This window comes from Chryseobacterium electrogenes, from assembly GCF_053553015.1.
Window position 1 is genome coordinate 2,331,231 of sequence record NZ_JBNPPB010000002.1, and the last position, 15,800, is coordinate 2,347,030.

Genomic DNA, 15,800 nt, shown 5'->3' on the forward strand with positions numbered 1-15,800 from the left:
CCCACTTTCGTGAGAGTTATTATCTTAATTAAACGTGTGTCAACAACCTTACGGTCTTGGACAGCACTTCTTTAACCTCTGTTCTTTTTACTATAAAATCTACAAATCCTTTTTCTTGCAAAAATTCTGCAGTCTGGAAACCTTCTGGTAAATCTCTACCAATCGTTTCTCTGATAATTCTTGGTCCTGCAAATCCAATTAATGCACCTGGCTCTGCCATAATAATATCGGCAGTCATTGCGAAAGATGCCGTAACACCTCCAAAAGTTGGATCCGTAAGATAAGCGATATAAGGTAGACCAGCGTCAGAAAGCTGTGCTAATTTAGCCTGTACTTTCGCCATTTGCATTAACGAGTAAGCCGCTTCTTGCATACGAGCACCACCAGATTGGCAGATAATCATAAAAGGTAACTTATGCTTAATTGCGTGATCTATAGCTCTACGGATTTTTTCTCCCATTACCGATCCCAAAGATCCTCCAATAAAGGCAAAATCCATACAAGAAACAACAATCTCCACACCATTAACTTTTCCTACTGCGTTACGCAAAGAATCTGTTAATTTAGTTTTTGATTTCACTTCTTTAAGACGATCTGTATAAGCTTTAGTATCTTTAAACTTAAGAATATCAACACTTTCTACATTGGCATTAAGCTCCTCGAATTTTTGGTCATCAAACAAAACTTCAAAATACTCTCTACTCCCAATTCTTACATGGAAACCATCTTCTGGAGACACGTAACTATTGGCTCTTAACTCTTCTGCTTCTATAATCTTACCAGTTGGTGTCTTATGCCACAAACCTTTTGGTACGTCTTTCTTCTCTTCTGTAGAAGTTGTTATATTTTGTTTTTTTCTTTTAAACCAATCAAATGCCATTTATGAAAATTTAGATTTTTAGATTTTGCAAATTTAAAACTATTTAATTTACAATCAATCTATAATTGTATAATTTATTAAAGAGTATTGATGTTATTAAGATCTTCAAAAGCTTGTGTTAGTCTTGTAGAGAAGGTTTCTTCACCTTTTCTTACCCATACTCTTGGATCATAAAACTTCTTGTTAGGAACATCTGCACCGTCTGGATTACCAATCTGCGCTCTTAGATATTCTATCTTATCATTCATATAATCTCTGATGCCTTCTGTGTAAGCAAACTGAAGATCTGTATCAATGTTCATCTTGATAACGCCGTAGCTAATTGCCTCACGGATTTCTTCTAAAGTAGATCCAGATCCACCATGGAAGACAAAATTAATTGGCTTATCTCCCGTGTTGAATTTCTCCTGAACAAATTTCTGAGAGTTATCCAAGATCTTAGGTGTTAACTTCACGTTACCTGGCTTATAAACACCATGTACATTACCGAAAGCAGCTGCAATAGTAAAGTTCTCAGAGATTGCTTTCAACTTTTCATAAGTATAAGCAACGTCTTCTGGCTGTGTGTATAATAAAGAATTATCCACAGATGAGTTATCTACTCCATCTTCTTCGCCACCAGTTACACCGATTTCTACTTCTAGAGTCATGCCTATTTTTGCCATTCTCTCAAAGTATTTTCCAGAAGTCTCGATGTTTTCTTCAAGAGGCTCTTCAGAAAGATCCAACATATGAGAAGAGTACAAAGACTTACCAGTTTCTTTATAAAAAAGCTCGTTAGCATCCATCAATCCATCAATCCATGGCAATAATTTCTTTGCACAATGGTCTGTATGTAATATTACTGTCGCACCATAAGCTTCTGCTAAGGTGTGAATATGTTTTGCACCGGCAATAGCACCTAATACAGCAGCTCTTTGACCTTCGTTAGAAAGACTTTTCCCTGCATTAAAAATAGCACCACCGTTAGAATATTGGATAATAACTGGTGCATTCAATTTTGCAGCAGTTTCCAAAGTTGCATTAACATTACTAGATCCAATCACATTAACCGCTGGCAATGCAAATTGTTTCTCTTTTGCGTAATCAAAAATTTCTGTTACCAAAGATCCTGTGGCTACACCAGCCGGAAACTTTCTACTCATATTATTATTGTTTTTTAGATTTTGTTTTTTTGTTACGAACTATTCGTTGCTCAAAAATAAGATTATTTTGGCAATCCGCCACAATTTTCCATTTCTTTAGCCTCACAAGCAATTGTAGCGTCGGGCTGTCCGCTATATCTTTTTAGAAAACCTCTGCTTAAGCTACGCATCACTTCCTTTTCTACAAAGGATGCCACTTCCATCCCTATTGCGGTTTTTTTGTTTTAATTCCGTTTATCAATTCCCCAAAGTAATTTTTGTCTTATAGTCTCATAAAAACTAAAACTTTTAGGTGTAATAAGATTGAGATAAAACTCACCTTTTTCTAAGATAATCTCGTCTCCAATATCCATATAATACAACCTAGAGTCTAATGACAATGTAAATTGTGCAGATCTACTACTGACTATCAACTTAATGGTAGCATGGTCATTAACTATTAATGGACGTACATTAAGATTATGTGGCGCAATAGGCGTGATGACAAAGTTATTATTAGTCGGTGATATAATAGGTCCTCCACAACTTAAAGAGTAAGCTGTAGATCCTGTAGGTGTAGAGATGATTAATCCGTCACCCCAGAAGACATTGAGAAAATCATTATTTATATAAGAATCTACCGTAATCATGGATGTTGTCTCCTGCCTAGACAAGGTAACATCATTAAGCGCATACGGGAAATCTATTTTGTCTTGTTGATTGGTTTTAATCTTAATAACGCTTCGTTTACTGATATTGTAGTCGCCCGCAATAATATGGTCAAGTTCATCAAAAATTTCTTCTTTTTTAAAATTAGCCAAGAAGCCTAGACGTCCAAGATTAATCCCAACGATAGGGATCTCAAGGTCTCTAATAAAAGACATGGCACTAAGAATTGTACCATCGCCTCCGAAACTAAAAACATGATTCACTTTTTTCTCCTTAAGATCTTCTTTGGTAAGAAAAGTATCATAATCTTTAGAAAACTTAAGGCCTTCTAACATGCTATGATGCAGGATTACTGGTATATTACGTGCTTCTAGATCCGTAATAAATTTATTAAGGTAAAGAAAAGTATCGAGATCTTTTTTTTGTGTGTATATCGCTGCTATCATATATTAAAACTCCAAATATTTTTGGAAAAACCCGAATCTATCCTTCATTAGATCTTCCTTTTGATCATCATAAAATTTATGAATTACATTATACCCAAATCGCTCAAAAGTCTCATCAATAGAGCCTAGATTACAATGACTTATCTTAAGTATTAGTTCTATATTATCTTCTTTGATGGCACTTATAAAACAGCCATAAAGTTTGGCATTATTGCTTTCTATAATCTTAGCAACTTCTACCATCGAGTAATATTTGCTATTAGTCTGTACCGTTAACGTTGCTCCCGCTTCAGAAAAAATAGGATATTTAGAAAATTCACTGAAAATATCATCGCAAGAAATATAACCTACATACTTTTCGCTGATGTTAATAACAGGGATAATATTGGCATTAAATGTATGAAATAACTTAACTGTATCTAACAAATTAGCATCTTCTCTTATTGCAAATCTCTCATAATGTACAGCCAATGCATCCAAATTACCCTCTGGACTTTCTTCTAGAAAAGCTTGACTTAGCGCACCTTGATACACGCCTTTTTTTTTAACAAAGACATGTGAATACCCGAATTCCTTAGCCAACTCTGATGCTTCTTCTATAGAATCGCCAGAATTGAATGCAGGAAAATCCTTGGAAATGTAATCTTTTATAAACATATAACTAAGTTAAATAAATTATATCATCAAAGTTTCATAAAGGTATTTGATTTTTTTTGAAAAAAGATTTGGTTAATAAAAAATAAAAACCTTATCTTTGTCGCCTTTCATTTTTACTTTTTATTAGATTTATTTCGAACTGCACTGGCTTTGCTATTGCAGTTTTTTTTATTTTGAGATACTTAGTTCTCTTGCAAATTCCCACATAACTATCCCACCACATACGCTTACATTAAGAGAATGCTTGGTACCCAACTGCGGGATCTCTAACAAGATATCACAATACGGCAATACCTCATCACTAATGCCATCCACTTCGTTTCCTAAAATCACTGCATATTTCTGCGAAGGATCAATATCATAATCCGTAAGATACATACTGTGTGTAGTTTGCTCGATACCAACAATAATATAGCCTTTTCCTTTTAAAGAATTAACCGCTTCTACAACATTTTCTACATAATGCCAATCTACACTTTCTGTCGCACCTAAGGCTGCTTTATGAATTTCGCGATGAGGTGGCTGCGGCGTAATACCACATAGCACAATCTCTTTTACTAAAAAAGCATCAGCAGTACGAAATGTTGCTCCAACATTATGCATGCTTCTTACATTATCTAATATAACTACCAAAGGTATTTTTTCTGCCTCTTTAAAAGCATCCACATCTATCCTTCCCAGTTCTTCTAATTTCAGTTTTCTAGTCACAGTTTATTTTTTTAAAATCAAATCCACATTTTTTATAATATTCTGAGCAATCGTATCCATAGGAATATCATTCTCATCATTATTAAAAGGATCTTCTATTTCTTCAGCAATAATTTCTAAACTCATCAATACATAATAAATAAACATCGTTAATGGGATCATAAAGTATCCAATACTAATTACGTAAGCCACAGGAAGAGCTAAGACATAAAAAATAATGAATTTTTTCAAAAAGGACGAATAAGAATATGGTATAGGTGTATTTTTAATGCGTTCGCAACCTCCACAAACATCCATAAAACCAGTCAATTCATTATTAAGAAGCAACATTTCTGTATCAGAAATTTTACCTTCTTTGTTCAACTGTTTAGCCTTATGAAAGATTAATGACGATAATTCTAAAGGTGGATGGTGTTTCAGATTATTTTCTAAACTAGAAAACTCGTCATCCAAGGCCAATCGTGTAGATTCTTTGGAAAGGTGTTTTGACAAAAATAAAGGGAAATACTTTAAGTATTTAGCAAATTGATCTTTATCTGCTTTATGATCATCTCCTAAAATAGAATTAATTTTAATAGCAAAATTTCTAGTATCATTAACCAATTTACCCCAGAGCTTACGACCTTCCCACCAGCGATCATAGGCTGTATTAGTCCTAAAAACCAACAGCAACGATAATACAAATCCTAACATACTATGCAGCATACCAATATTGGTCACGCCAGATTTTGCATTAAGATGAAGGTATTCTAATTCTAAATAAGCAATGCCACAAGAGTACAGACCAACCATCACCATCGATGGAAAAAGCACCTTTAAGGTATCTGTCTTATGTAAGCTAATAACTGTCTTTAGAAAGTCTTTTGTATTGTATATGTACATGCTATAACAAAGATAAAAAAACTCTTAACAATACGGTTTCTTTGTGCATAAGATTTTATTAATAATAATTTTACAAGCCTTTAGAATTTCGTATTTTTGAGTCCCAATTTTTAATTATGGCAAAAGCGAAGAAAGAAACCCCGTTGATGACGCAGTACAATACCATTAAGGCAAAATATCCTGATGCATTGTTATTATTTCGAGTGGGTGATTTCTACGAAACTTTCGGGCAAGATGCCATAAAAACGTCTCAGATCCTTGGTATTGTTCTGACCAAAAGAGCCAATGGCGACGGTCATATAGAATTGGCGGGTTTTCCGCATCATTCGGTGGATTCTTATTTGCCAAAGTTAGTGAGAGCTGGCATGCGTGTCGCAATCTGTGATCAGTTAGAAGATCCAAAATCCGTAAAAGGCATCGTAAAACGTGGTGTTACAGAGTTGGTAACGCCAGGTGTCAGCTTTAATGACCAGGTGTTAAGCTCTAAGAAGAATAACTTTTTATTGTCTATCCATCGAGAGAAAGAAAAATTTGGGATGGCATTGGTAGATGTCTCAACTGGAGAATTTTTGGTCAGCGAAGGGCCTTTAGAAAAGCTATTGCACATTGTACATACCTTTGACCCTAGCGAAATTATCTATCAAAGAACCACCGAATTACCGTCTCAGCTTAACAACAAAAACTCTTTCAAGCTAGAAGATTGGGCCTATCAATACAATTATGCTTACGATAAATTAACGTCACATTTTAAAACTAAATCTTTAAAAGGATTCGGGATTGACGAGCAAAAATTAGGCGTTACCGCAGCAGGAGCTATCTTTGCTTATTTGGTAGAAGATACTCATCATGCACTTTTACAGCATATTACCAGAATCCAAAGTATTCCTCAAGATGATTATCTGATGATGGATAATTTTACGTTGAGAAATTTAGAAATCGTTTTCGCGTCCAATCATCAAGGCAAATCTCTGCTGGATATTATCGATAAAACAAACACGCCAATGGGCGGACGATTGTTAAGACGAAGATTAATTCTTCCGCTTAAAAACATTAGCGATATTAACCGAAGATTAAGCTTAATAGAGTTCCTCAACAACGAAGATCATTTAAAATATGACATTCAGGATTTATTGAAAGGCATCTCTGATCTTGATCGTTTGGTCGGCAAATTAGCTGCTGAAAAAATCTCACCTAAAGAACTCGGTTATCTCCGTCAATCCATTATTAATATTCAGGAAATTAAAGGGAAGCTTCATGCTTTTCCGGATGTTTTGGCTTGGCTAGATCCTTTCAATAATATGGAAGATCTCATCAGATACCTCCAATCTCACCTTAATGAAGAATTGCCTGTTAACATCAATAAAGGAAAGGTGATTATGACAGGTATCTCAGAAGAATTGGATTATCTGCGCGGTTTACAGAGCAAAGGACGTGGTTTCTTAGACGATATGTGCGCCAGAGAGATAGAGCGCACGGGTATTACGAGCCTAAAAATTGATTTCAATAATGTTTTCGGTTATTTTATTGAAGTTAGAAATACGCATAAAGATAAAGTTCCCGAAGATTGGATCAGAAAACAAACGCTGGTTAATGCTGAGCGCTATATCACCGAAGAGCTTAAAGAATATGAAAGTCAAATTCTAGGTGCAGAAGAAAAAATCTCTGCTTTAGAATTACAATTATACAGACAATCTTGTGAAGAAGTACTCATCTATATCGATCATATCCAAGAAAACGCTAGATTAATTGCCGAGTTAGATTGCGCCGTAGGCTTGTCTAATCTTGCCATAGAAGACAATTATACTAAACCGATTCTTAACGACAGTTTTGATATTAACATCCAAGAAGGTCGTCATCCAATTATCGAAAAATCTTTGCCTTTGGGAGAAAAATACATCCCGAACGACATTTTCCTTAATAAGGATTCTCAACAGATTATAATGGTTACAGGTCCCAACATGGCGGGTAAGTCGGCGATCTTGAGACAGACGGCGATTATTTCTTTATTGGCTCAGATTGGAAGTTTTGTCCCGGCGAGACATGCAGAAATTGGAACTTTAGACAAAATTTTCACCAGAGTTGGCGCTACAGATAATATTTCTGCTGGCGAATCTACGTTTATGGTTGAAATGAATGAAGCCGCTAATATACTGAACAACATTTCCGAGAGAAGCTTGATTCTTCTGGACGAGATTGGTCGCGGAACATCCACTTACGACGGCGTTTCTATCGCTTGGGCGATTGCAGAATATCTTCACCAGCATCCAACGCAGGCTAAGACATTATTTGCGACGCATTATCATGAACTGAATGAGATGACGCTTAATTTTGACCGAATTAAAAATTTCCATGTGGCAATCCAGGAGAACAAAGGCAACATTATTTTCTTGAGAAAATTAGTTTCTGGTGGAAGCGAACATAGCTTTGGTATTCATGTGGCAAAACTAGCAGGTATGCCTTATAAAGTCGTTAATCGCGCTGGCGAAATCCTAAAAACCTTGGAAGCAAGTAGATCATCCACAGAAAACTCTGGCGAAAAAATAAAACGCGTGACCGAAGAAAATATGCAATTATCCTTCTTCCAGTTGGACGATCCTGTTTTAGAAAACATCCGAGAAGAGTTAACGAAAATTGATATCAATACTTTGACACCAATTGAAGCACTAATGAAACTTAATTCCATCAAAAAAATGATTGGGAAATAGGGTTATCGTTGAAAATTAAAATCTAATAGCAATGGAAACACTTAATTTTTATCGCTGGACAAATTTCTTGACAACGCTTTTGGTTTTTGTTACAGTTGCTTTTAATGCTCAAAAAATTTATATAAAAGATAGCATCAACAACGAACCAATAAAGTATGCTAAAATAACCTTAGATAACGAAATATTTTACAGTGATTCTTTAGGTATTTTTAACCTGAATGAAAATAAGCCTGAGTTTTTTGGAATAGAAAAGTCTGGTTACGAAAAACGAAATATTTTTAAAAGTGAATATTCTAAAGACGTTTATCTAAGTCCTAAGCTTATACCTATTGATGATGTTATAATTCCTCACAGACAAACAATTATTGTCGGTAAAAATTTCAAAAATAACAATACCACTTTTTTGCCAAAAGGAATAGGATTAGGTACAATTATAAATAATAATTACAATAAAGAAGGCATTGTAAAGAGTATAGAAATACCAATAAAAACCAAAATAGAAAATACAAGTTTTCTTATCATCAATTTTTACGAATTACAAAATAACCTCCCTGGTAATACTAAAATTAATGACAATCCTTTAATTATCCCCGTATCATCATTGCTTAGAAAAAACAACAAAATTGCGTTAGAAGAAAAAGTATCATTTCCGAAAAATGGCTTTGTTGTTGAAATACAAATTGTTGCCAAGATAGGAGAATATAACCCAAAACTATCTACTCCACAAATACAGTTTTATAATAGTAAAGTAAAACAAAGTACTTTCCTGAGAATTAACGATAACAATTGGCAAGTATCAGATAATGGCGCGCATCCTATCAATTATATTTTTGAAATTGATTTTTAAAATTTACTACTATTGAAGCACTTATGAAACTTAAATTCAGTCTAAAAAACCTAATAATAGCCCTAATCATCTTTGTTGTAGAAGTATTAATTGCTACAACTTTTAAAGATATTTTCTTTGTTAGAGCTTATCTTGGTGATGTTTTTGTGGTAATGCTGATGTATTATTTTGTTAAAGCTTTTGTAATAATAAACCCAACAAAATTAATTATTGGGTTAGTTATTTTCTCTTTTATAATTGAATTTTTACAATATTTCCACTTTGGAGAACTTCTGGGATTAAAAGACAACAAAGTCGCGATGATCGTATTGGGTAATTCTTTTAGTTGGATTGATATTATCTGTTATCTGGTTGGTGGCATCATTCTTTACCTTATAGAAGCCCTTGCCGTTAGCCGCAAGACATCTTAAAAGGTAAAGAAAAGTAAGATTTTAAATTCTCGTTATTAAGCGATCCTGGCGTCCATTTTTCTTTAACAGACTCAACCGATCTAATTGCCTCGTTATTAAGGCTTTCATTAGGACCTATAGCTTTTGCATCTATTAAGTTACCTTTTGCATCAATCGTAAAATTAATTTTTGTAGAAATCGTTCCACCTTTACATTTGACATTTTTTGCATTAAAATTATATTGAGCAAGTTTATTAAATGCATCAATCCCTCCAGGAAACTGTGGTGCCTTTGCATCTTTAGAACTTATTGGCTTGGGCAAATCATTATCCTGTTGCGCATTAATCACAGTGAAAAAAAACATACTTGCAAAAATTAATAAATTCTTCATCATTTTATTTTTTTTAGATTGGTATAAAAATTAGTGCTGCTATTGCTGCAACTGCAATTACAGCAGAAGTAAGATAATCTGTTTTGTTGATCTCTCGGACTTCGCTTCTCAAAATTTCTTTTTGCTCTCCTGATTTCAGTTTTCCGTAGATTTTTTCGCCATCTACTTTAATGACTTCCATTTTGATTTTCTGGCTGTCTTTAGTCTGGATAACATATGTTTTATATAGCGTTAATGTATTATCATGCAATGGCTTTTGCACATCCACAATTCTCGTTTGGCAAGACCCTAATAATAGCAATACAAGAACCGCAAAAACGCTCATATATTTTGAGAATGACTTCATATAATTTTTTATTCAAAAATAGTAATTCTTAGCTATCTGCCAAAGTTATCGTAATTATCCTCTGCATATTTTATAAATCTGTTAAGAAGTGCTACGTTTTCTTTCTCTAAAGGTGTCAATTCTGCATCGACATTATTAGAAACAGGGACATACCAATCCTGAAAATCAAAAAATTGGCGATACGTCTGTTTCTTAAAAGAGTAACCATGTCTTGCAAATATTGCATTCTTAATGATTTCTAAGTCCAGTTTTTTCAGATTCTTGATCTCTTTTTCGGTTAAAACTTTTTTGGAAGCGTTAACTGTAAAGATAGCATCAGAAGCATAACGCTGTTTTTCGGTTTCGTACGATTGTTTTTTGCCGTCATCATCCACGTAAGATGCTTCTCCTCTTTTGGTGGTTGTCCAGTCCACAATATCAGATTTGTCTTTATCCAACATAAAGTTAGAATTGTAAACAAATTGTTTTTTCAAAAGCTTAACCGTTTTTTTAGGAGACTTCACCGCCTTTGCATCAAAAGCATCCCAAGTCCCTACAAGACTATCTTTTCTAAGATTTACCAGAAAGCGACCATCTGTTTTGTCATCGCCTGGCTCATCTAGCACAAATTTTTTAGAATTCTTATTATAAACCCCACGGAAAGGACGTTGATTACCATTAACAATACTATAACCATAGACACTATCTTTGGTGATACGGTTAAGTTTTATGGATAATTTTTTGATATTATATTCTTCACTATAATCGTCAGAGTTAGGATCATATTCTTTCTCAAAATTTCCTGTATAGATACCATACAACTCTTGATGCACTTCTGGCTCAACCTTTATAGAATCAGACGTTTTTTTATTCTCAGCTAATTCTGTTTTATCTTTTTTACACGATGCTAAAATCAATGTTAAAGACAAAGCAGAGAATATTAATTGATATTTCATCATTTTTGTTTTTTTATTAAATACTCTATTAAAACCAAATTAGGAATCCAACCCAGCCACGCAATAATCTGATAGACATCCATGGGATTAGGATGGAATAAATATACTAAAATTACTTTCCACAGCCGCAATGTCACCGCAGAAAAACACAAAGCGTAACTGCGCCACATCCAATGTTGATGGCTTATAACATTTCCTTTTCGGATTTCCTGATAGGCTTTGTAAGTGGTATAAAACCAAAGAATTCCTAGTATCACAAACGAAAGTTTCCCCACCAATCCACCATTAGCGAAAATGCCCATATAAATCCCCGACAAAGAAGAAAAAACAAGCGTAAAATTCACATAAACCCTCCCAGAATAATGATGCCACTTGCTTTTTTTAGATTTAAAAAACAAGGCAATAAATCCCGTTAACAACACAAAAATACTGCTGTAGACATGCGTGTAAAATATCGTTAAATATTCTGGTCTTGATGTAACTTCGGTTTGTTTTATGGCTAAAAATAAAGCTGTAGAACTATAAGGAACATACAATAAAGTGATGCGCAACATCAACCAAAAAAAGTATAAAAAACTCAACAGAATAATCCCGTTGAAAATCTTATATGATATTTTTGGGTTGATGCGCATTCTGCTTTACCCTTTAGAATTAAGATCCTGAGCAATGAGCCAAGCCTCGCTCCAACATGCCTGAAAATTGAATCCGCCCGTTATGGCATCAATATTTAGGACTTCACCAGCCAAATAGAACTGCGGAACGACTTTACTCTCCATCGTTTTGAAATTAATTTCTTTAAGATCTACGCCGCCAGCCGTTACAAACTCATCTTTGAAGGTACTTTTACCATTAACTTGCAACTTCAGAACACAAAGATTCTCCAGCAACACTTGCATTTCTTTTTTGTTAATATTAGATATTTGTTTGTCCAGATCAATCTTAGAATAACTCAAAAGGCTTTGCCAGAAACGATTGGTCACATTAAAAATTTTGCTTTGCCCAATGGTTTTCTTAGGGTTTGAATTTTTAAAATCTAAAAAATCCTCTTCAGCCTCTTGCACGGATTTCGAGATGAAATTGACAAAAATCTCAAATTTATAACCAACATCAGATAATAACCTGGCACCCCAAGCTGACAACTTAAGCACCGCGGGACCGCTTAGCCCCCAATGTGTTATTAATAAAGGTCCGCTTTCTTCTAATTTTAGTTGGGGAATCGTGATTTCTGCCCACTCAAAAGACGTCCCCATATGTTCTGATAATAAAGGGTTTTTGATGTTAAATGTGAACAATGACGGCACCAAACTCACAATTTTGTGCCCCAAATTCTCTACTAATTTTAGGGATTTTGGTGCGCTTCCTGTCGTGAAAATTACATAATCCGCAGTGAAACTTCCCGTTTTTGTTTCTATTAAAAAACGATTGTCTTTCTGCTCAATTTGCGTTACGCTACATTGTGTGATAACCTCAACATTTTTTTTCGTGATCTCTGAAGTTAGAGCATTAATAATGCTTTGAGATTGGTTGGTCACAGGAAAAATTCGGTTGTCTTTTTCGATTTTGAGCTCTACATCGCGCTGCTCAAACCAGTCCATGGTATCGCCCGGCTGAAATTTGCTGAAAACACTTCTCAACTCCTTCTCACCGCGTGGATAAAACTTAACTAAATCTTGTGGATCAAAACACGCATGCGTCACATTGCAACGTCCTCCGCCAGAGATTTTCACTTTCTGAAGGACGTCTTTATTTTGCTCCAATATTTTGACTTGATATAGATTCTCATCTAAGTTGGCAGCACAGAAAAATCCTGCAGCACCGCCACCAATTATAACAACTTTCTTCATTAACCTTATGTAATAAATTTGAGTTTCAAAAGTACGATTTTTATAAACCATCTTTTTGGAGTAATTTTGAAACTTATTATTCTTAAAATAATCTGGTAATTGTACGCCTCTCCGCAATAGGGATGGAAGCGGCATCCTTTTTCTTTTGGAGTGAGGCGGCGGAGCGTAGCGGAGCCGTCCGAGCGAAAAAAGAAAAAGATACAGCGGACAGCCCGACCCGAGCTCAGGCTCTTGCGTGGTGAGGGAATTGCCATTATAATTAAAAAAAGATGAAAACATTTTATTATAAATTTGATGTGCGTTGGAGCGATATAGACGCCAACAGACACCTTGCCAACTCGTCTTACGTCAATTATTGTGCACAAGCAAGAATGGCTTTTATGAACCAGGAAAAAATGGGATTAGCGCAGCTTAACCGTTGGGGAATTGGTCCTGTGATCCTGCACGAAAGATTTTCTTTTTTTAAGGAAATATATGCAGATCAACATGTTTTTGTAAGTGTAGAAATTGCAGGAACATCGGAGGATGCGTCAATCTATCAATTTGTGCATAAATTTTATATGCCAGACGGCACACATTGTGCGACAGCAGAAGCTACAGGCGTATGGATTGATATGATGTTGAGAAAAGCAACAACGCCACCAGATGATATTATCCAAGCACTGGAGCCTTACAAAACCGAAAACACTAAGGTGATGACCAGAGATGATATCAAGGCTTTGCCTTTCCGTCCAGATAATATTGATCCAGAAATTTTTAATTAAGTTAACAAATTATGTTTGAAGATAAATCTCAAGAATTAACGCCGATTTCTAAATTAGGAGAATTCGGGTTGATAAAACATCTAACAGAGCATTTCCCGCTCGTTAACGAGTCCTCAGAATTGGGCGTGGGAGATGATGCCGCCATTATTAATCCTGATGGTAAAAAAGTTATTGTTAGCACAGATGTACTGGCAGAAGGTGTTCATTTCAATTTGGGTTATGTACCGTTAAAGCATTTGGGTTACAAAGCTGTTGTGGTTAACTTAAGTGATATCGCAGCGATGAACGCAACACCAACTCAGATTTTAGTTTCGCTAGCGGTTTCTAATCGTTTTCCGGTGGAAGCTTTAGAAGAACTGTATGCAGGGATACAATTGGCTTGTAATCGTTACAAAGTGGATCTTGTTGGGGGCGATACCACAAGCTCTAATGCTGGACTGGTTATGAGCATTACCGTTATTGGACTAGAAAATCAAGAAGACATTGTAACCCGTAAAGGTGCAAAACCTAATGATCTTTTGGTTGTCTCTGGTGACCTTGGCGGTGCTTATCTTGGTCTACAAATCCTAGAAAGAGAGCATGCCATTTTCTTAGCTAATCCTAACGCACAACCAGAAATGGAAGGCTACGACTATATCTTAGAGCGTCAACTAAAGCCTGAGGCGAGAACAGATGTTAAAAATATGTTGAAAGAATTAGGAATTACTCCAACCTCTATGATTGATATTTCTGATGGTCTGGCGTCTGAGGTGATTCATCTTTCGGATCAATCTCAGGTTGGTTTCCGTGTGTATGAAGAAAAATTACCTTTGGACAATCTTACCATAAGCACAGCAGACGAGCTCAACCTTAATCCTGCAATGGCAGCACTTAACGGCGGCGAAGATTATGAATTGCTGTTCACCATTGCGCCAGAGGATTTTGATAAAATTGTAGGACATCCTGACTTTAGTGTGATTGGTCACGCAACAGATCTTAATGATGGCAATCACCTTATCGCAAGAGGCTCTAACCAAATGGTACCGCTAACTGCACAAGGTTGGGATGCTTTTCTTAATAAGGATAACTAATTTTCTATAAAAATAGCTTCATTTTATGCTAAATCTAAAAGATTAAGCTAATAATATATTTAATACAAAATGTTCGGTATTGTACCGAACATTTTTTTTACCAATCAGTATTCAATTTTAACCATTCGGGAATTTATTTTTTCATAAGATGTGATGCAAACGTAGTTTTGACACATCATTTAAAACAATATTATGAAAACTACATTACTATTCACTTTGGTTATTGCGTTATTTTCTAATCTTTACAAAGGGCAAATGGACGATAAATTTTATCAACCTAGTAAAGAAATGAAAGCCTTAGAATTCAAAAACTTTGAAAATATCAGCCTAGCTGTAGATAAAAAAGATACTATAACTGCTATATTTTTAAAACCTAATCAAGCCGAAATTAAAAAAACTATTCTTTTTTTTCATGGTGCAAATGGTAATGTAACAACTTATCAATACATGGTAAAGCCTCTGGTAGATAATGGTTACCAAGTTGTGATGGTGGATTTCCGCGGTTATGGAAAATCTACAGGAAAGCCTAAGCATGCTAATGTGGCAAGTGATGGACAAAAAATGTTAGACTATTTATTGAGTCGCTCTGATATTAAAAATACAAAATTATATATATACGGTGCATCTTTAGGTTCTCAGATTGCAACTCATCTGGCTAAAGAAAATCAGGCTAAAATATCTGGTCTTATTATAGATGGCGGTATGGCATCATTTACAGATATTGCAATTCATTTCTCACCAGAAAATAAGGAGATGATTGAGAAGTATATGATATCTCCTTACTCCGCCAAAGAAGATATTAAAAATTTAAAAGACCTACCGAAATTATTTATTTATAGCAAAGGCGATACGACAGTTCCGTTTTTTCATGGTCAGATTATTTATCAAAATGCACCAATGCCAAAACAATTTATAGAATATTCTGGAGAGCATTTGCAAGCCATGGTTTTGGATAAAGATCAAGTTATTAAAGCTATCGAAAAACTATAAATATTACATTTTCAATAAACTATTTGCTAAAACTCAAACAATACTATATTTTTTTTATACTTTTACATAAAAAAAAACATGGTAATTTTAATTTTATTTACAATTTCGCTTTTCATTCCAACAATTATTGCTAGTTTTTTAATTAGAAAAGAA

The 15,800-nt window shown here is 34.8% G+C and carries 18 protein-coding genes; 6 read left to right on the forward strand and 12 right to left on the reverse strand.

Features of this window, described 5'->3' with window-relative positions; genetic code table 11:
• Positions 1-28: 28 nt before the first annotated feature.
• From accD to ACQQ6V_RS10755, 7 genes are all read right to left on the reverse strand, one after another.
• The gene (gene accD, locus ACQQ6V_RS10725) at positions 29-880 is read right to left on the reverse strand and encodes an acetyl-CoA carboxylase, carboxyltransferase subunit beta (RefSeq protein ID WP_448845516.1); all 852 of its coding nucleotides are present in this window, start codon (positions 878-880) and stop codon (positions 29-31) included.
• Between the two features lie 77 nt (positions 881-957).
• Complete coding sequence (fbaA, locus tag ACQQ6V_RS10730; protein ID WP_448845517.1) at positions 958-2,025, reverse strand: class II fructose-bisphosphate aldolase; 1,068 nt, start codon at positions 2,023-2,025, stop codon at positions 958-960.
• A gap of 62 nt (positions 2,026-2,087) precedes the next feature.
• Positions 2,088-2,228, reverse strand: coding sequence for a hypothetical protein (locus ACQQ6V_RS10735; RefSeq protein WP_448845518.1), 141 nt, complete (start codon positions 2,226-2,228; stop codon positions 2,088-2,090).
• Between the two features lie 21 nt (positions 2,229-2,249).
• The gene (locus ACQQ6V_RS10740) at positions 2,250-3,119 is read right to left on the reverse strand and encodes an NAD kinase (RefSeq protein WP_448845519.1); all 870 of its coding nucleotides are present in this window, start codon (positions 3,117-3,119) and stop codon (positions 2,250-2,252) included.
• A 3-nt stretch (positions 3,120-3,122) separates the two neighbouring features.
• The gene (locus tag ACQQ6V_RS10745) at positions 3,123-3,776 is read right to left on the reverse strand and encodes a CBS domain-containing protein (protein WP_448845520.1); all 654 of its coding nucleotides are present in this window, start codon (positions 3,774-3,776) and stop codon (positions 3,123-3,125) included.
• A 168-nt stretch (positions 3,777-3,944) separates the two neighbouring features.
• Positions 3,945-4,484: an RNA methyltransferase gene (locus tag ACQQ6V_RS10750; protein WP_448845521.1), complete on the reverse strand. Its 540-nt coding sequence runs from the start codon at positions 4,482-4,484 to the stop codon at positions 3,945-3,947.
• Positions 4,485-4,487: 3 nt separating this feature from the next.
• Positions 4,488-5,366, reverse strand: a complete 879-nt coding sequence (locus ACQQ6V_RS10755) for a bestrophin family protein (RefSeq protein ID WP_448845522.1) — start codon at positions 5,364-5,366, stop codon at positions 4,488-4,490.
• Between the two features lie 116 nt (positions 5,367-5,482).
• On the opposite strand from ACQQ6V_RS10755, the gene mutS reads away from it, so the two are divergent.
• The 3 genes from mutS to ACQQ6V_RS10770 are packed head-to-tail and all read left to right on the forward strand — an operon-like array spanning position 5,483 to position 9,328.
• On the forward strand, positions 5,483-8,071 hold the full coding sequence (gene mutS / locus ACQQ6V_RS10760; protein ID WP_448845523.1) for a DNA mismatch repair protein MutS: 2,589 nt from the start codon (positions 5,483-5,485) through the stop codon (positions 8,069-8,071).
• Between the two features lie 31 nt (positions 8,072-8,102).
• Positions 8,103-8,918, forward strand: a complete 816-nt coding sequence (locus ACQQ6V_RS10765; RefSeq protein ID WP_448845524.1) for a hypothetical protein — start codon at positions 8,103-8,105, stop codon at positions 8,916-8,918.
• 23 nt (positions 8,919-8,941) lie between these two features.
• Entirely contained in the window at positions 8,942-9,328 is a 387-nt protein-coding gene (locus ACQQ6V_RS10770; RefSeq protein ID WP_448845525.1) for a ribosomal maturation YjgA family protein, read from the forward strand.
• Here the strand turns inward: ACQQ6V_RS10770 and ACQQ6V_RS10775 are convergent.
• Genes ACQQ6V_RS10775 through ACQQ6V_RS10795 form a run of 5 tightly spaced genes read right to left on the reverse strand, consistent with a single transcriptional unit; the run spans position 9,309 to position 12,823 of the window.
• A complete protein-coding gene (locus tag ACQQ6V_RS10775) occupies positions 9,309-9,701 on the reverse strand; it encodes a hypothetical protein (protein WP_448845526.1) in 393 nt (130 codons plus the stop codon). The genes ACQQ6V_RS10770 and ACQQ6V_RS10775 overlap by 20 nt on opposite strands.
• 10 nt (positions 9,702-9,711) lie before the next feature.
• On the reverse strand, positions 9,712-10,044 hold the full coding sequence (locus ACQQ6V_RS10780) for a bacteriophage spanin2 family protein (protein WP_448845527.1): 333 nt from the start codon (positions 10,042-10,044) through the stop codon (positions 9,712-9,714).
• Positions 10,045-10,076: 32 nt separating this feature from the next.
• Positions 10,077-10,982, reverse strand: a complete 906-nt coding sequence (locus ACQQ6V_RS10785; RefSeq protein WP_448845528.1) for a YARHG domain-containing protein — start codon at positions 10,980-10,982, stop codon at positions 10,077-10,079.
• Entirely contained in the window at positions 10,979-11,611 is a 633-nt protein-coding gene (locus ACQQ6V_RS10790; protein WP_448845529.1) for a DUF2306 domain-containing protein, read from the reverse strand. Before ACQQ6V_RS10790 ends, ACQQ6V_RS10785 begins: the two co-directional genes overlap by 4 nt.
• A 6-nt stretch (positions 11,612-11,617) precedes the next feature.
• Positions 11,618-12,823 (reverse strand): BaiN/RdsA family NAD(P)/FAD-dependent oxidoreductase, encoded by a 1,206-nt coding sequence (locus ACQQ6V_RS10795; protein ID WP_448845530.1) that lies wholly within the window; start codon positions 12,821-12,823, stop codon positions 11,618-11,620.
• A 269-nt stretch (positions 12,824-13,092) separates the two neighbouring features.
• On the opposite strand from ACQQ6V_RS10795, the gene ACQQ6V_RS10800 reads away from it, so the two are divergent.
• The 3 genes from ACQQ6V_RS10800 (at position 13,093) to ACQQ6V_RS10810 (ending at position 15,647) form a co-directional block, all read left to right on the forward strand.
• Positions 13,093-13,587 carry an acyl-CoA thioesterase gene (locus ACQQ6V_RS10800; RefSeq protein ID WP_448845531.1) on the forward strand — a complete coding sequence of 165 codons (495 nt, stop codon included), beginning with the start codon at positions 13,093-13,095 and terminating at the stop codon, positions 13,585-13,587.
• Between the two features lie 11 nt (positions 13,588-13,598).
• Entirely contained in the window at positions 13,599-14,657 is a 1,059-nt protein-coding gene (thiL, locus tag ACQQ6V_RS10805) for a thiamine-phosphate kinase (RefSeq protein WP_448845532.1), read from the forward strand.
• Positions 14,658-14,849: 192 nt separating this feature from the next.
• Positions 14,850-15,647, forward strand: a complete 798-nt coding sequence (locus ACQQ6V_RS10810; RefSeq protein WP_448845533.1) for an alpha/beta hydrolase — start codon at positions 14,850-14,852, stop codon at positions 15,645-15,647.
• The last annotated feature ends 153 nt before the right edge of the window (positions 15,648-15,800 follow it).